Origin of the sequence: Campylobacter sp. GB48 (assembly GCF_049221845.1) — a bacterium.
In the GTDB taxonomy this organism is placed as follows: domain Bacteria; phylum Campylobacterota; class Campylobacteria; order Campylobacterales; family Campylobacteraceae; genus Campylobacter_D; species Campylobacter_D lari_C.
In genome coordinates this window covers 84,402-107,371 of record NZ_JBMJAR010000005.1, presented here as the reverse complement: position 1 = coordinate 107,371, position 22,970 = coordinate 84,402, and the positions used below count along the sequence as shown (strand labels likewise).

General features: G+C 31.7%; 23 protein-coding genes. 14 read left to right on the top strand and 9 right to left on the bottom strand.

The window, feature by feature from the left end; translation table 11 throughout:
- Positions 1-114: 114 nt before the first annotated feature.
- From prfA to rsmA, 5 genes are all read right to left on the bottom strand, one after another.
- Positions 115-1,182, bottom strand: coding sequence for a peptide chain release factor 1 (gene prfA, locus ACOTVC_RS04495; RefSeq protein WP_087685291.1), 1,068 nt, complete (start codon positions 1,180-1,182; stop codon positions 115-117).
- Positions 1,183-1,186: 4 nt separating this feature from the next.
- A complete protein-coding gene (rpsT, locus tag ACOTVC_RS04490) occupies positions 1,187-1,450 on the bottom strand; it encodes a 30S ribosomal protein S20 (protein ID WP_039617063.1) in 264 nt (87 codons plus the stop codon).
- A gap of 83 nt (positions 1,451-1,533) precedes the next feature.
- On the bottom strand, positions 1,534-2,295 hold the full coding sequence (locus tag ACOTVC_RS04485) for a pseudouridine synthase (protein WP_214099280.1): 762 nt from the start codon (positions 2,293-2,295) through the stop codon (positions 1,534-1,536).
- 9 nt (positions 2,296-2,304) lie between these two features.
- Complete coding sequence (locus tag ACOTVC_RS04480; protein WP_421627819.1) at positions 2,305-4,263, bottom strand: ribonuclease J; 1,959 nt, start codon at positions 4,261-4,263, stop codon at positions 2,305-2,307.
- Positions 4,229-5,050 (bottom strand): 16S rRNA (adenine(1518)-N(6)/adenine(1519)-N(6))-dimethyltransferase RsmA, encoded by an 822-nt coding sequence (gene rsmA / locus ACOTVC_RS04475; protein ID WP_214116138.1) that lies wholly within the window; start codon positions 5,048-5,050, stop codon positions 4,229-4,231. Before rsmA ends, ACOTVC_RS04480 begins: the two co-directional genes overlap by 35 nt.
- A 90-nt stretch (positions 5,051-5,140) precedes the next feature.
- On the opposite strand from rsmA, the gene ACOTVC_RS04470 reads away from it, so the two are divergent.
- The 4 genes from ACOTVC_RS04470 to ACOTVC_RS04455 are packed head-to-tail and all read left to right on the top strand — an operon-like array spanning position 5,141 to position 7,869.
- The gene (locus ACOTVC_RS04470; RefSeq protein WP_214116140.1) at positions 5,141-5,674 is read left to right on the top strand and encodes a purine-nucleoside phosphorylase; all 534 of its coding nucleotides are present in this window, start codon (positions 5,141-5,143) and stop codon (positions 5,672-5,674) included.
- An 8-nt stretch (positions 5,675-5,682) separates the two neighbouring features.
- Positions 5,683-6,753 carry a 23S rRNA (adenine(2503)-C(2))-methyltransferase RlmN gene (rlmN, locus tag ACOTVC_RS04465; RefSeq protein ID WP_214116142.1) on the top strand — a complete coding sequence of 357 codons (1,071 nt, stop codon included), beginning with the start codon at positions 5,683-5,685 and terminating at the stop codon, positions 6,751-6,753.
- Complete coding sequence (locus ACOTVC_RS04460) at positions 6,750-6,860, top strand: hypothetical protein (protein ID WP_087699086.1); 111 nt, start codon at positions 6,750-6,752, stop codon at positions 6,858-6,860. The genes rlmN and ACOTVC_RS04460 overlap by 4 nt, the downstream gene beginning before the upstream one ends.
- Positions 6,850-7,869 carry a radical SAM protein gene (locus ACOTVC_RS04455; protein ID WP_214116144.1) on the top strand — a complete coding sequence of 340 codons (1,020 nt, stop codon included), beginning with the start codon at positions 6,850-6,852 and terminating at the stop codon, positions 7,867-7,869. Before ACOTVC_RS04460 ends, ACOTVC_RS04455 begins: the two co-directional genes overlap by 11 nt.
- Here ACOTVC_RS04455 and ACOTVC_RS04450 read toward each other — a convergent pair.
- The gene (locus tag ACOTVC_RS04450) at positions 7,866-8,768 is read right to left on the bottom strand and encodes an RluA family pseudouridine synthase (RefSeq protein ID WP_421627817.1); all 903 of its coding nucleotides are present in this window, start codon (positions 8,766-8,768) and stop codon (positions 7,866-7,868) included. The genes ACOTVC_RS04455 and ACOTVC_RS04450 overlap by 4 nt on opposite strands.
- Positions 8,769-8,847: 79 nt before the next feature.
- On the opposite strand from ACOTVC_RS04450, the gene purB reads away from it, so the two are divergent.
- The 10 genes from purB (at position 8,848) to ACOTVC_RS04400 (ending at position 20,544) form a co-directional block, all read left to right on the top strand.
- Positions 8,848-10,176 (top strand): adenylosuccinate lyase, encoded by a 1,329-nt coding sequence (purB, locus tag ACOTVC_RS04445; protein ID WP_039625018.1) that lies wholly within the window; start codon positions 8,848-8,850, stop codon positions 10,174-10,176.
- Positions 10,177-10,193: 17 nt separating this feature from the next.
- A complete protein-coding gene (locus ACOTVC_RS04440; RefSeq protein ID WP_421627815.1) occupies positions 10,194-12,569 on the top strand; it encodes a ribonucleoside-diphosphate reductase subunit alpha in 2,376 nt (791 codons plus the stop codon).
- Between the two features lie 15 nt (positions 12,570-12,584).
- Positions 12,585-14,570 (top strand): OPT family oligopeptide transporter, encoded by a 1,986-nt coding sequence (locus tag ACOTVC_RS04435; RefSeq protein WP_421627813.1) that lies wholly within the window; start codon positions 12,585-12,587, stop codon positions 14,568-14,570.
- On the top strand, positions 14,567-15,373 hold the full coding sequence (locus tag ACOTVC_RS04430; RefSeq protein ID WP_421627811.1) for an undecaprenyl-diphosphate phosphatase: 807 nt from the start codon (positions 14,567-14,569) through the stop codon (positions 15,371-15,373). Before ACOTVC_RS04435 ends, ACOTVC_RS04430 begins: the two co-directional genes overlap by 4 nt.
- A gap of 106 nt (positions 15,374-15,479) precedes the next feature.
- Entirely contained in the window at positions 15,480-17,291 is a 1,812-nt protein-coding gene (thrS, locus tag ACOTVC_RS04425; protein ID WP_214115377.1) for a threonine--tRNA ligase, read from the top strand.
- The gene (gene infC / locus ACOTVC_RS04420; protein ID WP_039617082.1) at positions 17,288-17,809 is read left to right on the top strand and encodes a translation initiation factor IF-3; all 522 of its coding nucleotides are present in this window, start codon (positions 17,288-17,290) and stop codon (positions 17,807-17,809) included. The genes thrS and infC overlap by 4 nt, the downstream gene beginning before the upstream one ends.
- A 34-nt stretch (positions 17,810-17,843) precedes the next feature.
- Positions 17,844-18,938, top strand: a complete 1,095-nt coding sequence (locus tag ACOTVC_RS04415; RefSeq protein WP_421627809.1) for a DNA adenine methylase — start codon at positions 17,844-17,846, stop codon at positions 18,936-18,938.
- Positions 18,939-19,014: 76 nt separating this feature from the next.
- Positions 19,015-19,206 (top strand): 50S ribosomal protein L35, encoded by a 192-nt coding sequence (rpmI, locus tag ACOTVC_RS04410; RefSeq protein WP_039617094.1) that lies wholly within the window; start codon positions 19,015-19,017, stop codon positions 19,204-19,206.
- A gap of 98 nt (positions 19,207-19,304) precedes the next feature.
- Positions 19,305-19,658, top strand: a complete 354-nt coding sequence (gene rplT, locus ACOTVC_RS04405) for a 50S ribosomal protein L20 (RefSeq protein ID WP_039617097.1) — start codon at positions 19,305-19,307, stop codon at positions 19,656-19,658.
- Positions 19,636-20,544 (top strand): DNA ligase, encoded by a 909-nt coding sequence (locus tag ACOTVC_RS04400; RefSeq protein WP_257905899.1) that lies wholly within the window; start codon positions 19,636-19,638, stop codon positions 20,542-20,544. Before rplT ends, ACOTVC_RS04400 begins: the two co-directional genes overlap by 23 nt.
- A gap of 9 nt (positions 20,545-20,553) precedes the next feature.
- Here the strand turns inward: ACOTVC_RS04400 and ACOTVC_RS04395 are convergent, their stop codons facing one another.
- The 3 genes from ACOTVC_RS04395 to ACOTVC_RS04385 are packed head-to-tail and all read right to left on the bottom strand — an operon-like array spanning position 20,554 to position 22,938.
- Entirely contained in the window at positions 20,554-21,363 is an 810-nt protein-coding gene (locus ACOTVC_RS04395; RefSeq protein WP_039625059.1) for a zinc ABC transporter, integral membrane protein, read from the bottom strand.
- Complete coding sequence (locus tag ACOTVC_RS04390; protein WP_039625060.1) at positions 21,356-22,105, bottom strand: metal ABC transporter ATP-binding protein; 750 nt, start codon at positions 22,103-22,105, stop codon at positions 21,356-21,358. The genes ACOTVC_RS04395 and ACOTVC_RS04390 overlap by 8 nt, the downstream gene beginning before the upstream one ends.
- Positions 22,102-22,938, bottom strand: coding sequence for a metal ABC transporter solute-binding protein, Zn/Mn family (locus ACOTVC_RS04385; RefSeq protein WP_257905898.1), 837 nt, complete (start codon positions 22,936-22,938; stop codon positions 22,102-22,104). Before ACOTVC_RS04385 ends, ACOTVC_RS04390 begins: the two co-directional genes overlap by 4 nt.
- Positions 22,939-22,970: the final 32 nt, after the last annotated feature.

Below are 22,970 nucleotides of genomic sequence, written 5' to 3'. Positions count from 1 at the left end.
TAAAAGATTTTTATAGTGATAAACATAAACTCCTTATTAGCAAACTCTATCACATTAAGCTTAAATATTTAAGCTTAATGTAGATTAAGTAGATTCTGGGGAGAGGATTAAGGTTTATAAATTTTCTTGTTTTAAAGCTTCTGCTTGATAATAAGCGATTAATGGCTCAATGATCTCATCAAAAAGCCCACCTTCTAAAATCGCATCAAGTCTATATAAAGTAAGATTTATTCTATGATCACTAATTCTATTTTGAGGGAAATTATAAGTGCGTATGCGTTCGCTTCTATCGCCACTTCCAACTTGTGATTTTCTTGCCTCGCTTTCTTTAGTTAAACGTTCTTGTTCTTGCATTTCAAAAAGTCTTGCTTTTAAGACTTTCATGGCACTTTCTTTGTTTTTGTGTTGGCTTTTACCATCTTGATTTACTACAACTATACCTGTTGGAATGTGAGTGATTCTTACAGCACTATCTGTGGTATTTACGCTTTGTCCACCATGACCGCTACTACGCATTACATCGATTTTTAAATCATTTGGATTGATTTGAATTTCAACATCATCAACTTCAGGCATAATAGCCACTGTAATAGCTGAAGTATGAACTCTACCTTGAGATTCTGTTTCAGGTACTCTTTGAACTCTGTGCGTGCCACCTTCGTATTTTAGTCTCGAATAAGCTCCATTTCCTTTAATAAGAATGATAATTTCTTTAAATCCCCCTACGCTACCTTCGCTTGAGCTTACAATTTCGTATTTATAATCACGATTTTCTGCATAGCGTATATAAGCTTTTACTAAGTCCCCAACAAATAAAGAAGCTTCATCACCACCCGTTCCTGCACGAATTTCTAAAAATATATTTTTATCATCATTTGGATCTTTAGGTAGTAAAAGAATTTTTAATTCTTCTTCAAATTGCGGTTTTAAAACTTCGAGATTTTTAAGTTCTTCTTTTGCAAGTTCCCCTAGTTCAGGATCAGATAAAAGAAGTTTGTTTTCTTCTATATCATCTAAGGTTTTGAGATACTCTTTTGCTTTTTCTACTATAGGTTCTAAATTTTTTTGCTCTTTAGATAGAGCTGTCATTTTAGAAATATCATTAGAGATATTAACATCGCTAAGAAGAGTGTTTAACTCATCAAAGCGTGCTAAAAAAGGTTTGAGTTTATCAGCTAACATTAAATTATGCTAATTTATTTACCAATAATGCCAATCTGCTAACACGGCGTGATGCAGTTTGTTTTTTCAAAAATCCACGACTTACCATAGCGTGAATACTTTTATTAGCTACTTTTAATGCATTTTGTGCAGCTTCTTTATCATTGTTTGCTGCTGCTTCACGAACCGCTTTTGTAATGTTTTTTAATCTTGTTCTATAAAATCTATTTCTTTCAGTTCTTTTGATAGTCTGTCTTGCTCTTTTTTCAGCAGATTTATGGTTTGCCATAATTTTCCTTTTTTATATAAATTAAATTGCTAATTATACAAAATTAAAATTAAATTTCAATTAATTTAAGTATTTTTAAAGTATTAATATCTAATATCATTTGTTTTTAAAAAATCGCGTAGTTTTTCATACTCGCCATTTTCCAAATAACGATATTTGCCAGCTTTTAACATACCAAGATCTAATGCTCCAAAAGCTACTCTTTTAAGATCCATCACTTCTAAATCAAAATGTCCAAAAAAACGTCTTAGTTCTCTATTTTTACCTTCATTAATGATTACTTTTAGCTTCGTATAGCCTCCGCTTGAGCCAAAAATTTCAAAGCCTAAAAATGGAGCAAAACTCATTGAAGTTATTTTAGTTTTAGCATGAGCCCCTTTTTTTTCATTTTGAATTTCTAAGCCATTTTGCATAGCTTCAATGACATTTTTATCTATATTACCTTTTACTTTTAAGTAATATTCTCTTTCTAAATCACTATGCATAAGCGCATCTGCTATCACAGGCGAATCAGTTAATAAAAGCAATCCCTCGCTTGCAAAGTCAAGCCTTCCTACACTAAGCCAAGTGCTAAATTGTTTTGGCAGGGTATGATAGATGGTTTTTCTACCTCTATCATCTTTTTTACTAACTATTTCACCTTTTTGTTTATGATAAATGATGACTGAAAATTGTGTTTTCTTATGGAGTTTTTTACCATTGATAAAAACTTTATCTTCAGCATTTACACTATCACTTAGCAAGGCTGTTTTTTTATTGATTTTTACTAAGCCTTGCTTGATTAACTCATCAGCCTCGCGGCGAGAATATTTGCTATTGTGTGAGATGAATTTATTAATTCTCATAATTTTACTTTACATCACAAAAATAGTTGGTACTATGGTTGGATATTTTTTGATTTTTCTAAAAATATGCTTTCTTAGTACTTGTCTAATTTGAGCTTCTAAAACTTTTGGATTATCTAAAATTTCATCTTTTACATTTGGGAAAAATTGACTTAAAACATCGCTCATTTCTTTTGAGAATGCTCCATCTTGTTTATCAGCTACCAAGCCATAGCTAAATACTCTTGGTTTATTAATCAGTGTTTTACTTGCTTTATCAAGCTGAGCAATGATGACAACTATGCCACTATCTGCTAGTTTTTGTCTATCAATTACTACATCATCTGCGATTTGTTTGTTGATTTGATTATCTACAAAGACTTTTCCTGTTTTAACTGTTTTTACACGTTTGATGTATTTTTGGCAAAGCTCTACTTGATCTCCATCACTCATTAAGTAGATATTTCTTTCGGGTATGCCACATTTTAGAGCAGTTTCTTTGTGTTTATTGATATGATTGTATTCTCCATGCACTGGTAAGAAAAATTTAGGTTTTACCAAAGTTAGCATGAGTTTTTGTTCTTCTATACTAGCATGTCCACTTACATGAATTTCACTAAATTCTTGATAAGCTACTTTAGCCCCTGCTTTTAAAAGAAAATCAAGCACAGCAGAAACATTTGCTTCATTACCTGGTATTGCTTTAGCCGAAATGATAACTTGATCGCTAGGTTTGATTTTGATAAATTTATGCTCATCTGTAGCCATTCTATATAAAGCACTCATAGTCTCGCCTTGACTTCCCGTAGTGACAATTAGTACTTCATTATCTTTATATTTGCTTACTTCGTCTGCATCAATGAAAATTTTTCTATCAAGTTTGATATAACCAAGTTCCATAGTGGTATAGAGATTTCTTTCCATAGAGCGTCCTATAACACACACTTTTCTACCGTATTTTAAACCATAACTAATAGCTTGATATACACGGTGTATATTAGAACTAAAGGTGCTCATGATTACCCTGCCTTTAGTTTTAGAAAAAATTTGATCAAAAGTAGGTCCTACGGAACTTTCACTTTTTGTATAACCTTCTTTATATGAGTTTGTACTATCGCTTAAAAGACAAAGCACGCCTTCCTCGCCATATTGAGCTAAACGACTTAAATCCGTTGGATAACCATCAATTGGTGTTTGATCTATTTTAAAATCGCCAGTGTGTATGATGGTTCCTGCTTTAGTTTTAATAGCTAAAGCACAAGCATCGATGATAGAGTGGGTTATATGAATCCATTCTAAGTTAAACTCGCCTATTTCATAAATTTTTCTTTTTGTTATAGGTCTAAACCATTTACGCTCAGCTTTTAAACCATGTTCTTCAAATTTATTTGAAATCATACCTAATGCTAAAGGTGTTGCGTAGATAGGAAATTGAAATTCTTTGAAAAAATACGGCACAGCACCGATATGATCTTCATGAGCATGAGTGATAATGATAGCGCGAATTTTGTTTTTAATCTTTCTTACATAGTCAAAATCAGGTATGATAATATCTACTCCATGCATGGTTCCATCTGGAAAACTCATACCTATATCAACGATAATCGCATCGTTGTTGGTTTCAAAAACAGTGATATTTCCACCGATTTCCCCAAGTCCACCCAAAGGCGTAATACGAATTTTATGTTCGCTTGAGTTGTTGTGTTTTAAAGGGTGGAGTCTTAGCTCGTGCATGATTTTATTAGCTTCTATGCTTTTGGCAAGTTCTATTTGCCATTCTTCATTACCGCTTAATTTAGAAGGTAAATTTCTATTTTTTTTCTTTTTCTTTTTTTCTTCGCTAGCTTCAGTTTGAGTATTTTCTACTTTTGTTTCGTTTTTAATTTCACTATTTTGCTCTTGATTTTGCGAATCTTTTTTTCTTTTGTTTCTAAATTTATTAAATTTTTTAGCTTTATTTTGTTCTTGAGTTTTGTTTTTTTCGCTCATAGTCATCCTTTAAATAGTCATAAATTTTAAGGTATGAATCAACGCTAATTTCATGAGCTCTTGAGGTAGAAGAGATGTCTAGTGCTTCAAATGCTTTTAAAATTTTTTCTTTTTTATTTTTAAAATTAGATAAGAGTTGTTTTCTAGGATTTTGAAAACAAGCTCTAAGAAATTCTTTAAAAGCTTCTATATTTTCACATTTTTGCTGATAATGAGTAGTTTTTATTAACTTCATTACAGCTGAAGTAACTTTTGGTGGAGGATTAAAGCTTTGTGGTTGTATATCAAAAAGCATTTGTCTTTGGCATATCAATGCACAAAGCACCCCTAAAGCCGAAAAATTACTTTCTTTTTCATTTGCACAAAATTTCTGTGCCACTTCTTTTTGCACCATTACTATAAGCCCAAGACAATTTTGATCTTCTAGGGCTTTTAAAATCAAATTTGTAGCAATATAATATGGTAAATTTGCTACCAAAAAGTACTCTTTATCGCTTAAACTTCCTTGATCAAAAGCATCGCTTGCATTTTGATGGATAAGCTCAAAATTTCCACCTTCAATCTCATTTTGAAATTTTTTATTTAAAATAGGAATCAAATCTTTATCAATCTCATAAGCTCTAACATGAGCTTGTGGGATTTTCAAAAGTTCTTGCGTTAAATCACCTAAGCCAGGCCCAATCTCAACTATATTTTTAGTATCTTTGGGTATGGCTTGGATGATTTTATCTACCACGCTTTTATCACATAAAAAATTTTGTCCAAAATGTTTTTTTGCTTTTATCATAAATTTATTTTATCTAAAAAACATTAATTATAGCATTATTTTAAGCGCTAATTAGATAAAATTTGAATTATTTTTTATAAAGGTTAATTTTTGAAAAATCTTATAGTATGTGCAGGAGGAAATGAGGATTTTAAATTTGCACAAAGTATAGGCATAGGCTTGGTTAATTCTGCTTTTTCTTTAGGTAAAATTTTAAGTCAAGTAAAAGTAGATAGGGTAATTTTTATAGGTACATGTGGAATTTACCAAGAAGGAAAAATTTTAGACATTTATGAAAGTTCTAATGCTACAAATTTAGAATACTCAGATTTATTTGATAGTTTTTATACACCTATAGCAAATGAGATTAGATTAAATGTTTCACATGAAACTATGATTAATTCTTCAAATTATATTTGTAAAGATGAAAATATCGCTCAAGAATTTTTTAAAAAGGGCGTACATATAGAAAATATGGAAGCATATGCAGTGCTTTCTTGTGCAAAAATGCAAGGGATAGAAGGAATTTGTTATTTATGTGCGACAAATTTTTGTAATGAATTTGCACATGAAGATTTTTTAAAAAATCACCAAAAAGCAAAAGAATTATTAAAAGATTTTTTGTTAGATAAAAAACTTATATAGGAAAAAAATTGAGTGAATTAAAAAATATATTAGATTTTACTAAAGAAGAATTAGAAAATTTAGTTCAGCCAAAATTTAGAGCAAAGCAAATTTTTGAATGGGTATATAAAAAATATGCAGACGATTTTTTACAAATGTCGTCTTTGCCAAAAGATTTTAGAGTGTACTTGCAAGAAAATTTTCATTTTTCACCTCTAAAATGTGTGAAAGATGAAAAAAGCAAAGATGGTAGTATAAAATATCTTTTTGAACTTTTAGATGGTAAAAAAATAGAAGCTGTTTTGCTACCAATGAAAGAAGAACTTGTAGATGAAAATGGAAAAATCATCAAACATGCAAGATATACTATTTGTGTTTCCTCTCAAGTGGGGTGTAAAAGTGGGTGTAGTTTTTGTCTGACTGCTAAAGGCGGCTTGAAAAGAAATTTAAGTGCAGGAGAAATAGTAGGACAAATTTTGTGGATTAAAAAACATAACAACATACCTTATGAAAGAAGAGTTAACATAGTCTATATGGGTATGGGTGAACCTTTGGATAATCTTAAAAATGTTTCTAAGGCAGTTAGAATTTTAGCCGATAATGATGCTTTGGCAATAAGCCCTAGAAGACAAACTATAAGTACAAGCGGTTTAGCAAAACAGATCAAAGAGCTTGGAGAAATGAATTTGGGTGTGCTTTTGGCTATTTCGCTCCATGCTGTAAATGATGAGCTTAGAAGTGAATTAATGCCTATTAATAAAGCTTATAATATAGCAAGTATTATGGAAGCAGTGAGAAATTTTCCTATAGATCAACGTAAAAGAGTAATGTTTGAGTACCTTTTAATTGATGGGATAAATGACAAAATAGAACATGCAAAAGAACTAGTGAAGCTCTTAAATGGCATAAAAGCTAAAGTGAATTTAATACTTTTTAATCCACATGAAGGAAGTTTATATAAAAGACCAAGTGTTGAAAATGCGGTTAAATTTCAAGATTATTTAAGTGCCAAAGGTGTTACTTGTACGATAAGAGAAAGTAAAGGACTTGATATTTCAGCTGCATGCGGACAGCTTAAAGAAAGGCAGAGTAAACAATGACTTTTTTAGATATAGCACAGCTTATTTTTATAAGCATAGTGGTGATCATAGGACTTGGTGGAATTATTTATGTATTAAAAAATGAAGGGAAAAATAATGATAGATAAAAAACAATTGTTAGAAAATCAATTATTTCAAAATAGATATATAAAACCAAATATTTCTTGGTATTTTTCGTATTTAAATGGTAAAAGAGGAGTTGCTAGAATTTTTAAAGTTCCTTATGCTGCTTTGATGAAAAAATTTTATTTGAAAAAATACTTCGAAAAGAGAGTTTTAGAGGGTAAGGTGGATATTCCTTATTTAGAATTAGTTTTAACTACAAGATGTACTTTGCGCTGTGAGTCATGCAATAATTTGATGCAATATTTTTCACCATCAAATCAATATGCTTGTACTTTAGAGGGTATTATAGAATCATTAGAGTTACTTTTATCTAAGGTAGATTCTATCGCAAGAGTTAGAATCATAGGTGGAGAGCCTTTGTTATTTAAAGATTTACCACAATTGATTGATTATTTAGATACTCAAAAAAAAATACTAACTTTTTCTTTAGTTACTAATGCAACCATTGATTTTAAAGATGAATTGATGAAAAAGTTAAAAAAATCTAATAAGGTTAGAAAAATTACGATTTCAGATTACAAAAGATCGCCAAATTTAAAAATTCCACTAAAACAAGAAAATATTTTAAGAAAATTAAAAGAAAATAAAATTCCATTTTCTATGGACTCTAGTGGCGAAAATTCTACTTGGAGTGACCCTGAAAAAATTTATAAACGTGGTAGAAGTAAAGAAGATATAATCAAAAATTATCGTAATTGTCAAATGCCATGTGTAAGTTTGATGACATCTGAGGGCTTAGAAAATAAACAATTAGCACCTAAAGGAGCTGTTTTTGTTTGCCCTATATCAAGTTCCTTGTCACGCTTAAAAGGACTTGAAGAATTTAATGGCGATTTTTTAAATTTAGAGGATTCTAAAGAAAGATTTTTTGAATTTTATTCTCAAGATTTTTATAAATCTTGTGATTATTGTAGGGATTATGGTAAGCCAGCTAAGCAAATTGCAGTTGCAATCCAAACTGATAAGGTTTTAAAATTAGAAAAAGATTAAGATAAATTTTTCAAAAACTCATCTTTTATATCTTTTTGAGATTGTATCAAAAATTTTTGATTTTTATATGTAAATTCTAAGCTAAAAGAGTGCAAAAGTAGTCTTTTAGCACCTGTGATTTGAGTTCTTTTTATATTGCTCATTTTTCCATCTAATATTTGCTCAATTTGTGTTTTTTCTAAACCATATAAAGGTTCACCTAAAATTTTATGTTTCACATGAAACAAATGTAGTCTTATTTGGTGTTGTCTGCCTGTTAGAGGTTTAGCTAAAATTAAACTAGTATCTAAATTTTCAAAATATTCTAAAGTGTAAAATTGCGTTAAAGCTTCTTTACCATTTTCACAAATATGCATCCTAGTTTTTACTGCATCATAGTCTTTAGCCAAATCCATGCTTTTATCTACTATAAATTCTTTTTTAGTTTTTCCTTTTACTAGAGCAAAATAGCTTTTTTGCACTAATCTTTTTTCAAACATGGTTTTTAACTCAATTTGTGCATTTTTATGTTTAGTTATGAGTAAAAGCCCGCTTGTTTCTTTATCTAATCTATGAGCTACGCAAGCTTTTTCACCCCATAAATGCCAAATTTCATCACAAAGACTATAAGTACAATTGCGTCCATTAGGATGAGTTAGTACCCCGCTTGGTTTTTCTACTACAGCAAAATCTTCATTTTCATAAACTATTTCCAATCCTTTAGGGTTATTTTCATATACGATTAATTCCACTAAGCCATCTAAAAATTTGTTTTTTTCTTCTACCAAATTTCCATTACAAAATAGTCTTTTTTTGTCAATGAGTTTTTGTGCTTCACGCATAGAAATTTTTAACTCATCCATAAGTAGTCTAAATGCCTTTTTTCCATTATTTGCTAGTTTCTTTTTTATGTATGCCATTTAATAACTTTCTTAGGTAATTTATAATAAAATTCAAGCTATTTTTTCATAAAAAATTATATAAAAAAAGGTCTTGAAAATGGTTGAAAGATATAGTAGAGAAATCATGGCTAAAAAATGGGACATGCAAGCAAAATATGATGCATGGTTAAAAGTGGAATTAGCTGCTGTGAAAGCGTGGAATAAACTTGGTCTTATTAAAGATGATGATTGTGAAAAAATTATAAAAAATGCAAAATTTGATATAGCGAGAATAGATGAGATAGAAAAAACTACCAAACATGATGTTATTGCTTTTTTAACTAGTGTAAGTGAAAGTTTGGGCGAGGAAAGTCGTTTTGTACATTATGCAATGACAAGTTCAGATTGTATTGACACTGCAGTTGCTTTGCAAATTAAAGATAGTTTAGAATTAATCTTGCAAGATTTAGATCAAGTTTTAGCAGCGATTAAAACAAGAGCATATGAGCATAAAAATACCTTAATGGTAGGAAGAAGTCATGGAATTCATGGAGAGCCTATAACTTTTGGTTTGGTTTTGGCTATTTGGTATGATTCACTAGTTCATGCAAAAGATTTAATCATTCACGCAAAAGAAGTGATTAGCTATGGAAAAATCAGCGGTGCCATGGGAAATTTTGCTCATGCTCCACTTGAGTTTGAAGAAGAAGTTTGCAAAAACTTAGATCTTAAGCCAGCACCAGTTTCAAACCAAGTCATACAAAGAGATCGTTACGCACAAGTTATCTCAGCTTTAGCTATTTTAGCTTCAAGTTGTGAGCAAATTGCTGTTGCTATCCGCCATTTTCAAAGAACAGAAGTATATGAAGCTGAAGAGTATTTTTCTCAAGGACAAAAAGGAAGCTCGGCTATGCCTCATAAAAGAAATCCTGTTTTGAGTGAAAATATCACCGGTCTTTGCAGGATGATAAGAGCTTATGTAACACCTGCTTTGGAAAATGTAGCATTGTGGCATGAAAGAGATATATCACATTCTAGTGTAGAAAGATTTGTATTACCTGATGCTTTTATCACGACTGATTTTATGCTTTCAAGATTATGTGGTGTGATAGAAAAGCTTTTGGTGTATCCAGAAAATATGATGAAAAATTTAAATTTAACCGGAGGACTTGTATTTTCTCAAAGAGTGTTGCTTGAACTTCCATTTAAAGGTATAAGCAGAGAAGAAGCTTACAAAATCGTTCAAAGAAATGCTATGAAAGTTTGGGCTGATTTGCAAAATGGTAAGCCTGCTTTAAATGAAAAAGGCGAGAGTTTGTTTTTGCTAGCTTTATTAGCTGATGAGGATTTGAAAAAGTCTTTAAGTGAAGCAGATATTAGAAATTGCTTTGATTATAACTACTATACAAAGAATGTAGATAAAATTTTTGAAAGAACATTTAAATAATAAACTAGGGGTTGTGAGTGAAAGTATTAAAAAGAAATGGAAGAACTGAAGAATTAGATGTTTCTAAAATTAAAAAATATACCACTGATGCGGTGGCAAATTTAGAAAATGTTAGCCAAAGCGAGCTTGAAGTAGATGCAAAAATTCAATTTCGTGATGGTATAACAACAGAAGAAATCCAACAAACTTTAATTAAAACAGCAGTAGATAAAATAGATATTGATAGACCTAATTGGACCTTTGTTGCTGCAAGATTATTTTTATATGATTTATATAAAAAAGTAAGTGGTTATAATGGATATAAACATTTAAGAGAATATCTTGAAAAAGGTGAAAAAGAAGGTAGGATTTTAATTGGCTTAAAAGAAAAATATGATTTAGATGATCTTAATGCTTATATAAAGCCAGAACGTGATTTGCAATTTACTTATCTTGGTATAAAAACTTTATATGATAGATATTTGATTAAAGATTCTAAAGGTATGCCTATAGAATTACCACAGCAAATGTTTATGGCTATTGCAATGTTTTTAGCACAAAATGAGCTAGATTCTCAAACTTGGGCTAAGAAATTTTATGATTTGATCTCAACTTTTGAAGTAATGCTTGCAACTCCAACCCTTTCAAATGCAAGAACTACAAGACACCAATTAAGCTCATGTTATATAGGAAGCACGCCTGATAATATAGAAGGAATTTTTGACTCTTATCAAGAAATGGCACTTTTATCTAAATTTGGCGGTGGTATAGGCTGGGATTGGTCTAAGGTGCGCGCTATGGGTGGAAGTATAGATGGGCATAAAAATGCAGCAGGTGGGATCATACCATTTTTAAAAATCACTAACGATATAGCAGTAGCTGTTGATCAACTTGGTACTAGAAAAGGGGCGATTGCAGTTTATATTGAACCTTGGCATATGGATATTAATGACTTTTTAGACTTGCGTAAAAACTCAGGTGAAGAAAGAAGAAGAGCACATGAGCTTTTCCCTGCTTTGTGGATTAATGATTTATTCATGAAAAGAGTAAGAGCAAATGATAAATGGACGCTTTTTGATCCTGCTGATACAGCAAGTTTATGCGATTTATACGGTGAAGAATTTGAAAAAAAATACGAAGAATTTGAAAAAGATGAAAGCATAGCTAAAGAAATTATAGATGCAAAAGAGCTTTGGAAAAAAATACTTTTATCTTATTTTGAAACAGGTATGCCATTTTTATGTTTTAAAGATAGTGCAAACAAAACAAATCCAAATTCTCATGCAGGAATTATAAGAAGTTCAAATTTATGTACAGAAATTTTTCAAAATACAGATCCAAATTATTATCAAATCAAAATCGTATTTGATGATAAAACAAAGCTTTATTTAGATGAGGATGAAGAGCTTACAATAGATGGAGGATATAAAAAACTTGCTAAGAAAGTTTCTACTTTAGATAGTATTAATGGTAAAAAAGTCTATATAGTAGAAAAATATAAAAACGAAGGAAAGACTGCAGTTTGTAATCTAGCAAGTATAAACTTAAGTAAAATCAACACCAAAGAAGATATTCAAAGAGTAGTGCCAACAGCTATAAGAATGCTTGATAATGTGATTGATTTAAATTTTTATCCCCATGTAAAGGTTAAAAATACCAATTTAAAATCACGCGCTATAGGGCTTGGTGTAATGGGTGAAGCACAAATGCTAGCCGAAGCTCAAATTTATTGGGGTTCTAATGAGCATTTTGAAAAAATTGACCATATTATGGAGATGATTAGTTATGAAGCTATTTTAGCTAGCTCAAATTTAGCTTTAGAAAAAGGAAGCTATCCTGACTTTGAAGGATCAAACTGGAGCAAAGGTATAGTGCCAATTGATGTAGCAAATGAAAATGCTAAAAAACTTACCGCAAGTGAAGGTTTGTTTGATCAAAGCGAGTGTGATTGGGAAAAATTAAGAGAAAAACTAAAAAAAGATGGTATAAGAAATGGTTATTTAATGGCCATAGCGCCAACTTCTTCTATCTCTATTTTAGTAGGCACTACCCAAACGATTGAGCCTGTATATAAAAGAAAATGGTTTGAGCAAAACTTAAGCGGTATGATACCAACTGTAGTGCCAAATCTAAGTGCTAATACTTGGCAGTATTACACTCCTGCTTATGAGCTTGATCAAAAAATCTTAGTAAAAGCAGCAGCGATTCGTGGTAAATGGATTGATCAAGGTCAATCATTAAATATCTTTGTTTCTTTAGATAAAGCAAGCGGTGGATATTTAAATGAAATTTATCAACTTGCTTGGGAATTAGGTGTTAAATCAACTTATTATCTAAGAAGTGAAAGTCCTGATAGTCAAAAAGTAAATGATGATGTGGTTGATAGAACTATAGAATGTGAAGGTTGTCAATAAAAATGGAGAAGCAAAATGCATACAAAAAACTCACTACCGGAGCTTACGCTTAGGGGTATAATACTAGGAAGTATTTTAACGATTATTTTTACCGCCTCAAATGTATATTTGGGGCTCAAAGTTGGTCTTACTTTTTCTACTTCTATTCCTGCTGTTGTGATTGCAATGGCTGTTTTAAAAATCTTTAAAGACTCTAATATTTTAGAAAATAATATGGTTCAAACTCAAGTTTCAGCTGCAGGTACGCTTTCGGCTGTGATTTTTGTTATACCAGGTCTTTTTATGTGTGGATATTGGTTTGAATTTCCACTTTGGCTTACTTTTATGCTCTGTCTTTGTGGAGGTGGATTAGGTGTGCTTTTTACTATACCTTTGCGTAGAGCCATGGTAGTAGAGAGTAAATTAGCTTATCCTGAAGGAAGAGCTGCTGCTGAAATTTTAAAAGTGGCCAATAAAGATCAAGCTGATAAAAAAGGAAAAGCAGGCTTAAAAGAAATCACACTTGGCGTGGCTTTTGCTTCTGTGATAAGTCTTTTTTCAAGCGGTTTTAAACTACTTTCAAGTGGAAGCAGTTTTGCATTCATTTGGCAAAAAATGACTTTTGGTTTTTCTATGGGTTATTCAGTGGCACTTTTGGGTGCTGGATACTTAGTAGGTATAGCCGGAGGTGTTGCATTGCTTGCGGGTATGGTGCTTGCTTGGATGGTTTTTGTGCCGTATTTTTCTGCTAAAGAAAGTTTTGATGCGAGTTTAAGTGCGCTTGATATAGCTAATCAAATTTGGGCTCAAAAAGTACGCTTAATAGGTACAGGAGCTATTGCTATAGCAGCATTATGGACTTTAATAGAGCTTGCAAAGCCTGTTTATGATGGCATGAAAAATATGCTTAAAAAAACCTCATTAAACCTCTCACAAGATCCTAAAGATATGGATTTATCTTTAAAAACTATGCTAGGTTTATTTGTGCTTATGTGTATAGGTTTGTTTATTTCATTTTATGCTTTTGTGGCTGATTCAAATTTAGCAAGTGGTTATCAAATTCTTTTTGCTTTGGTAGGAACTTTAGTAGCTATTTTCATAGGCTTTTTTGTAGCTTCTGCTTGTGGATATATGGCAGGTTTGGTGGGTTCATCATCTTCTCCTATTTCGGGTATAGGACTTATTGGGATTATGATTTCTTCTTTGATTATTTTACTTTTGGGTTATCAAGTAGATTTATTTAGCGATCCTTTAATGTCTAAATTTGCCATCGCTTTTGCTATATTTACTACTAGTGTTATTTTAGCAACTGCTGCTATTTCTAATGATAATTTACAAGATTTAAAAACTGGCTATTTAGTGGGTGCAACTCCTTGGAAACAACAAGTTTCTTTGATTATAGGTTGTGTGTTTGGAGCTTTGGCTATCGCTCCTGTGTTAAATTTATTATATCAAGCTTATGGTTTTGTGGGTGCAATGCCAAGAGAAGGAATGGATGAGGCAAATGCACTTGCTGCACCACAAGCAAATTTAATGAGCACTATAGCACAAGGCATTTTTAATGCTAATATTGATTGGAGTTATATTATAGCGGGAGCCTTTGTGGGCATTGGTATAATTATCGTCGATCGTTTATTAAGAAAGAAAAATATGTCTTTGCCACCTTTAGCTGTTGGTATAGGTATATATTTACCACCTGCTGTTAATATGCCTTTATTTGTAGGCGGATTATTAGCATATTTAATCAAAAAGCGTTTGGAGCAAAGATATGCTAAAAATGCTCATAAAAAAGAATTCATTCAAGAGCATGAGCAAAAAGGAACCTTATTTGCCTCTGGTTTGATAGTAGGTGAGAGTTTATTTGGGGTGTTAATAGCTGGTTTAACTGTGCTTTCTATTAGTAGAGGTGGGGCTGAAGATCCACTTGCTATTGCAACTTCATTTAAAGACAATGGGATTATAGGTTTTGTAGTGTTTGTAGCGATCATGCTAATTTTTGCAAGAAGAGTACTTAAAAAATGAATTTAGATTATTATTATGCTTTGATTTTAGGAATTATCGAGGGTTTGACAGAATTTTTACCTGTTTCATCTACAGGACATATGATTTTAGGTGCTGAAATTTTGGGTTTAAATATAGATGATTTTTGGAGAAGTTTTTTCATCATTATTCAACTTGGTTCTATACTAGCGGTAATTTTTATTTTCAAAGATAAACTAACTCAAAAACTTGATATTTGGTTAAAACTTGCTGTGGGCTTTTTGCCTGCAGGTGGGGTGGGTTTTATAGCATATAAGTTTTTAAAAGAAATATTTAATGGCTATACCGTGGCTACTATGTTAATCATTGGTGGGATTATTTTTATAATTATAGAACTTAAACATAGAAAAAAAGACTATGGTATACATTCTTTAGATGAAGTAAGCTATAAACAAGCTTTTTTGATAGGTTTAGCTCAAGCTCTTGCTATCATACCAGGTACTTCAAGAAGCGGAGCAAGCATTATAGGCGGTTTATTGCTTGGACTTGATCGCAAGGTGGCTTCTGAGTTTTCATTTTTACTTGCAATTCCTACTATGATTATAGCAACAGCTTATAGCATTTATAAAGAACCACAAGTTTTAAGCAATATGAATAATTTCATTCCTTTAGCCATAGGTTTTATAACAGCTTTTATAGTGGCTTTTGTAGTAATTAAAATATTTTTAAAATTAATCAGCAAGATAAACTTCATACCTTTTGGAATTTATAGGATAATTTTAGGTTTTGTATTTTTATACCTTTTTATGAGCGGTACTTTAGATATATCAAGAACGGGTGTTTGAAATATAAAAATATCCTTTATTTAAAAAAAGTTTAAGTTTTTCATAGCTAAAATTAGTCTTATATTTTAATTTAAGCTCACAAGGTTAGTGAGTGTTAAGGGTAGAAATGACAAAAGATATAATTGCATATGCAAATAATGAAACTTTGATAGATACTCAAAGTTTTAACAATGATACAAATTTAACTCCGATTTATTTTGATAACTCTAAAGAAAGTTTAGAAGTTATCCGCCACTCTTGTGCGCATTTAATGGCTCAAGCGATTAAAAGTTTATATCCAGAGGCTAAATTTTTCGTAGGGCCTGTGATAGAAGATGGGTTTTATTATGATTTTAGAGTTGATAGTAAGATTTCAGAAGAAGACTTAAGCAAAATCGAAAAGAAAATGAAAGAACTAGCAGAAGCAAAGCTAGACATTACAAAATATGAACTCTCAAAGACTGAGGTTAAAGAAAAATTTGCTAATGATGATTTAAAACAAGAAGTTTTACTAAGAATTCCTGATGGAAAAGTAAGTATTTATAAGCAAGGCGAATTTGAAGATTTATGCCGTGGGCCTCATGTGCCAAATACTAGGTATTTAAGATTTTTCAAGCTTACTCGTGTAGCTGGTGCGTATTTGGGTGGTGATGAAAAAAGAGAAATGCTCACAAGAATTTATGGTACTGCTTTTGCAGATAAAGAAAGTTTAAATGAATACTTAAAAATCATTGAAGAAGCTAAAAAAAGAGATCATAGAAAACTTGGTAATGAAATGAAGCTTTTTGCCTTTGATGATGAAATAGGCGGTGGGCTTCCTATATGGCTTAGCAATGGTGCAAAATTAAGAAGTAAATTAGAGCATTTGCTATATAAAGCACATAGATTAAGAGGTTATGAGCCTGTGCGTGGGCCTGAGCTTTTAAAAGCTGATGCGTGGAAAATTAGCGGGCATTATACAAACTATAAAGAAAATATGTATTTTACGCAAATTGATGAGCAAGAATACGGCATTAAGCCTATGAATTGTGTAGGGCATATTAAAATTTATCAAAGTGATGTTAGAAGTTATCGTGATTTACCTTTGAAATTTTTTGAATACGGTGTGGTGCACCGCCATGAAAAAAGTGGAGTTTTACACGGGCTTTTTAGAGTAAGAGAATTCACTCAAGATGATGCGCATATTTTTTGTATGCCAAGTCAGATAAAAGAACAAGTTTTAGAAATTTTAAGCTTTGTTGATACTTTGATGAAAGCTTTTGAGTTTGATTATGAAATGGAAATTTCAACACGCCCAGCAAAAGCAATAGGCGATGATGAAATTTGGGATATAGCTACAAAGGCTTTAAAAGAAGCTTTAGATGAGCAAGGTTTAAAATATGGTATTGATGAGGGTGGTGGAGCTTTCTATGGTCCAAAAATCGATATTAAAATCACTGATGCGCTAAAAAGAAAATGGCAGTGTGGAACTATACAAGTAGATTTTAACTTACCAAGCCGTTTTAAACTCGAATACACAGACGCAGATAATGAGAAAAAACAACCTGTAATGCTTCACCGTGCTATTTTGGGTTCTTTTGAAAGATTTATAGGAATTTTAGTAGAGCATTGTGCGGGTGAGTTGCCATTTTTCATAGCACCAACTCAAGTAGCTATAGTGCCTATTTCACAAAATCATCATGAATATGCAAAAGAAATAGCAAGAAAGCTTTTAGAGCTTGGTATTGATAGTGAAGTATATAATAAAAACGAAAGCTTAAACAAAAAAATCCGCACCGCAGAAAAAGCACATGTGCCTATGATACTTGTTTTAGGCGATGAAGAAGTAGCAAATAAAAGTGTGGCTTTAAGAGATAGAAGAGCAAAAGAACAAAAAACAATGACTTTAGATGAATTTATAACCCTAACAAAGGAGAAATTAAGTGAGGTACGCTTTTGAGTAAAGAAAAAGAAGTATTGCTAAATGAAGAAATTCAAGCAGATGAGATCAGATGTATAGGTGATGATGGCAAGGTTTATGGCATTATTAGTAGTGATGAAGCACTAGATATAGCAAATAGACTAGGGCTTGATTTGGTGATGATAGCCCCCGAAGCCAAACCACCTGTATGTAAGATAATGGATTATGGAAAATTCCGTTATCAACAAGAAAAGAAACAAAAAGAAGCAAAGAAAAAACAAAAAGTTATTGATATAAAAGAAATCAAACTTTCTGTGAAAATCGCTCAAAATGACATTAATTATAAGGTCAAACATGCAAGTGAGTTTTTAGAGCAAGGCAAGCATGTGAAATTTAGAGTGTTTTTAAAAGGTCGTGAGATGGGCTCTCCTGAAGCAGGGGTAGCTTTGCTTGAAAAAATTTGGCAAATGGTTGAAGATATAGCAGATAGAGACAAAGAGCCTTTACTCGAAGGACGCTATGTAAATATGCTAGTAACTCCTAAAAAGAAAAAATAATCACAAGCCTTTTTAAGGCTTGTATTTTAAGCTTATGCTAGAAGAAAATCCACAATTTTTAAAAGAACAAATCATAACTTATCTTGGTAATAAAAGATCTTTGCTTGAGTTTTTAAATCAAGGCTTTAAATTCGCACAGAATGAGCTTAAAAAAGACAAATTTAGCTTTTGTGATGTATTTAGTGGTTCTGGGGTGGTTTCGCGTTTTGTGAGGCCTTATGCGAGTTTTATCATGGCAAATGATTTGGAAGATTATTCTAAAATCATCAATGAGTGTTATTTGAGCAATCAAAATACACAATTTTTACAAGAATTACAAAAATATTATGATTTTTTAATTTCTGATTTAAAACTCAAAAAAGGCTTTATAAGTAAGCTTTATGCGCCAAATGATGATGAGTGTATCCAAAAGAATGAAAGAGTTTTCTACACGCTTAAAAACGCTATGTATTTAGACTCTATGCGAGAAAAAATTTCAAGCCTGCCAAGTAATATACAAAAATACTTTATCGCACCGCTTATCTATGAAGCAAGCGTGCATGCAAATACAAGTGGGGTTTTTAAAGGCTTTTATAAAGATAAAAATGGCATTGGTAAATTTGGAGGAAATGGAGCAAATGCGCTTAGTCGTATAAAAGGCGATATAGCTTTAAAAATGCCTATTTTTTCAAATTTTACTTGTGAATATGAGGTTTTTCAAAAAGATGCAAATGTTTTAGCTAAAGAGCTTGATAGTTTTGATGTGGCGTATTTAGACCCGCCTTATAATCAGCATCCTTATGGGTCAAATTATTTTATGTTAAATTTAATCGCAAATTATAAAAAGCCAAAGGAAATTTCAAAGGTTTCTGGTATACCAAAAGACTGGAACCGCAGTGCTTTTAACAAAGAAAAAAAAGCCGAAGATGCTTTGTTTGATTTGATAAATGATTTAAAAGCTAAGATCGTATTGCTTTCTTATAATTGTGAGGGTTTTGTAAAAAAAGAAAATTTCACAAAAAGACTTCAAAGTCTTGGAGAATGCTTTGTGCTTGAGCAAAAGTATAATGCCTTTAGAGCTAGTAGAAACCTTTCTAAACGCTCTATGCACATACAAGAACAACTTTATGTGTTAAAAAAGAAGAATTAGAATTTAATTTTTCTAAAGCATAGTTGTAGTAAAATGATAGCTTTCTTTTATGAAAAAATTTATCCAAAGGATACACATGCCAAAAATGAAAAGCGTTAAAAGTGCTGTTAAACGCTTCAAAGTAGGTAAAAATAAAATCAAAAGAGGTGCTGCTTATAGAAGCCACATTTTGACTAAAAAACCTGCTAAAAGAATGCGTGATCTTCGCACTTCTAAGTATGTTCACTCAACCAATGTTAAAGCGGTTGAAAAAATGTTAGGAATTTAAGCTCGCTTAAATTTAGTTTTTGACAAAAGTCATTCAAACTCCCCTTGTTTTAAAGGGCAAGATTCGTTTAACGAACGCCAATTTGTGAAAGGATAAATATGGCAAGAGTAAAAACAGGTGTTGTAAGACGCCGCAGACATAAAAAAGTTTTAAAACTTGCGCGTGGTTTTTATAGTGGTCGCCGCAAACACTTTAGAAAAGCTAAAGAACAATTAGAAAGAAGTTTGGTTTATGCGTATCGTGATAGACGCCGCAAAAAACGTGATTTCCGTCGTCTTTGGATAGTACGTATCAATGCAGCTTGCAGACTAAATGATATTAGTTATTCAAGATTTATAAATGGTCTTAAAAAAGCAGGCATTGAGCTTGATAGAAAAATCTTAGCTGATTTAGCGATGAATGACGCAGCTGCTTTTGCTAAAATAGCAGATGCTGCTAAAAAAGCACTTTAATCTTACTGCAAGGCTTTTTATAAGCCTTGTTTTTCTTTCTACTCTCTTTTTAAATCCTCTTTTTGCAAAAGATATTTTACTTTTTAAAGTTTATGATGAAAAAGCATTTAAAGATATAAATTTAAGCCATTATCTCATGAGCGAAAAACTCGATGGCGTAAGAGGGCTTTGGAGTGGTAAGTCTATGCAAACAAGAGCAGGAAATGCTATAAAACTCCCTTTATTTTTCACAAAAAACTTTCCTAAATTTGAGTTAGATGGAGAACTTTGGATAAAAAGAGCTTCTTTTGAAGAAATTTCATCTTTAATACGCCAAGAAAATCCTGATGAAAAACTTTGGCAAAAAGTAAGTTATAATATCTTTGATGTACCAAATGCTTGCGAGGAATTTAAGCTTGATCCTTGTACTTTAGAAGCAAGATTAGAAATTTTAAAAAAGTATTTGGCTAAAAATCCAAATGATTTTATAAAAATCATCCCACAAATTCGCATTAAAGATAAAAATCATTTAAAGCAATTTTACCAAGACATCATTTCGCATAAAGGCGAGGGCGTGATCATAAGATTAAACAACGCACCTTATGAAAAGAAAAGATCAAACAATGCTTTTAAACTAAAACCTTTTGATGATGCAGAATGTGTTGTAAAAAAGCATTTTGAAGGCAAAGGAAAATTTGAAGGTAAAATGGGATCTTTGCTTTGTGAAGCAGTGATTGAGGGTAAAAAAGTAAGTTTTAAAATAGGCTCAGGTTTTAAAGAAAGCGATCGCTTAAACCCTCCGCCAGTTGGTGCTATCATCACTTTTAAATTCAATGGCTTAACCAAAAATGGCAAGCCAAAATTTGCTAGTTTTTTAAGAGTGCATGAAAATAGCATTTTAAGGTAAAAGTAAATTTTAACTTTTCTTTAAAAAAGCACTAAAACAAAGATAAAGCACAAAAGCTATACAAGCGCTAGCTATGATACAAGCTCCACTTGCAAGATTATAATAAAAACTCACAAAAAGCCCTATCACGCAAAAACTTATGCTCAAAAGCGTAGAGATGATCATCATTTGACCAAGTTTTTTAGAAAAGCTCTCAGCGATAAATGCAGGTATGCTAAGTAAAGCTATCACAAGTATAAGTCCTACTACTTTGATACTTATAACGATACAAAAAGCCATCATTGCGATTAAAAGATAATGAAAAAGATTAGTTTTAACCCCTCTTAAGCTTGCAAATTCTTTATCAAAGCTTAGAATTTCAAATTGACGATAAAAAAGCAATACTAAAATGATAAAAATCACATCAATCACTGCAAATAAAACTATATCTTGTGTAGGTACAGACAAAATACTACCAAATAAATACCCCATTAAATCACCATTATACCCAGGGGTTAAGTCTATGAGTATGATACCAACAGCCATTCCAAAAGCCCATATAACCCCGACTATATTATCGCTTCTAAAAGGATATTTTTGCACTAAAAACGCTACAAGCAAGGCTAAAAAAAGAGTAAATAAACTCGTGCTGACAAGTACTGGCAAACCAAAATAAAATGCTATACCTATACCCCCAAAAGCCCCATGTGTAATGCCTCCTGCCATAGAGCTTAAGCGGTTGATCATGATTAAAGTCCCCATAATCCCACAAGCAATACTAGTTAAAAATGCAGCCAAAAAAGCATTTTGTATAAAAGAGCTAGATAAAAGTTCAAGCATGGTTTTTTCCTTCACAACAACACTGCTCCAAGCTAAGCTCCACATCACAAAAATGCGTGTGATTTTGGCTTAAATGTGCTAGTAAATGTGCCTTTTTTTCAGGGGTGTTTTCATGCAAGAATAACTCTTTGTTTAAATACGCGATTTTATTTGCATAAGCTAAGCTTACATTTAAATCATGGCATATTACTATCACACCAACCCCGCTTTCGTGTAATTTTTTCAAAAGCTCAAAAATCTGCACAGAGCCTTTAGTATCTATACTTGCAGTAGGCTCATCAAGGATCAAAAGCTTGCATTCACTTGCTAGGGCTCTTGCAATGTAAACTCTTTGTCTTTGACCCCCGCTTAGTTCGTTGATTTTTTTATCCCAAAAATTTCTCATACCTACTTTTTCTAAGGCTAGCAAGGCTTGTTCTTGATCTTTTTTGGTGTAAAAACCAAAGAATTTTTTATCCACCCTTCCCATCATCACCACTTCTAGCACGCGTACTGGAAAGTTTGGATTAGCTAAAGTATTTTGTGGGACATAGCCTATATCTTTTAAGCTCAATCCCTCAAAGTTTATGTTTTTATGGCTATTTAGCAAGCCTAGTATGAGTTTTAAAAGTGTAGATTTACCCCCGCCATTTGGCCCTACTATAGCTAAAAAGTCTTTGCTTTCATAGTTTAGGTTGATATTTTTTAAAACCTCATCTTGATTATAAGAAAAGTTTAAATTTTTAATATTGATTTTTATCATTGTAAAACACTTGCTATATTTTTTGCATCTTTTAAAAGCTCATTTTTATAATCACTTGGCAAATGATCAAGTTCTATGATTTTAAGATTATAATTACTCGCCATAGCTTTAATAGTATTGTTATTGGCTCCTTTGGGTACAAAAATAGCTTTTATTTGCTCTTTTTGTATGAGTTTTGCAAGCTTGGCCAAGTCTTTTGGCTTAGGTTCTTTTCCTTCTATTTCAACAGGAATTTGACTTAGATGATATCTTTTTGCAAAATACCCCCAAGATGGATGATAGACTAGAAAATGCTTGTTTTTTGCATTTTTAAATAAAGCTTGTATTTGTAAATTTAATGCATCCATTTCTTTTAAGAAATTTTCTAAATTTTGCTCATAAAATGCTTTATTTTGTGGGTATTGTTCTATAAGTGCTAGGGTGATATTTTTAGCATGAGTTTTTGCCAAAAGTGGATCAAGCCATGTGTGAGGGTCATCTCCATGATGATGGTGTCCTTCGTGAGTATGCTCTTGCAAAGGTATAAAATCAATGCCATTTTGAGTAGAGATGATTTTGGTATTTTTGAGATTATCTTTAAGTTTTAAAATCCAAATTTTTTCAAATTCTAAATTTGCTGTGAAGTAAATATCGCTTTTTTCAAGTTTTAAAATACCACTTGGTTTAAATTCGAAAGTATGCTCATTTGCATTAGGTGGTATGACTATATTAATATCTAAAGTGTCTTTAGCAATTTGTTTTACAAAGTAAGCTTGTGGGGCTATACTAACACTTACCAAATCTTTGGCGTATATACTTAAAAATGAAATCAAACACAAAAACAATACACGCATAATTTTCCTTTCTAAAAACAAAAAAATATTAT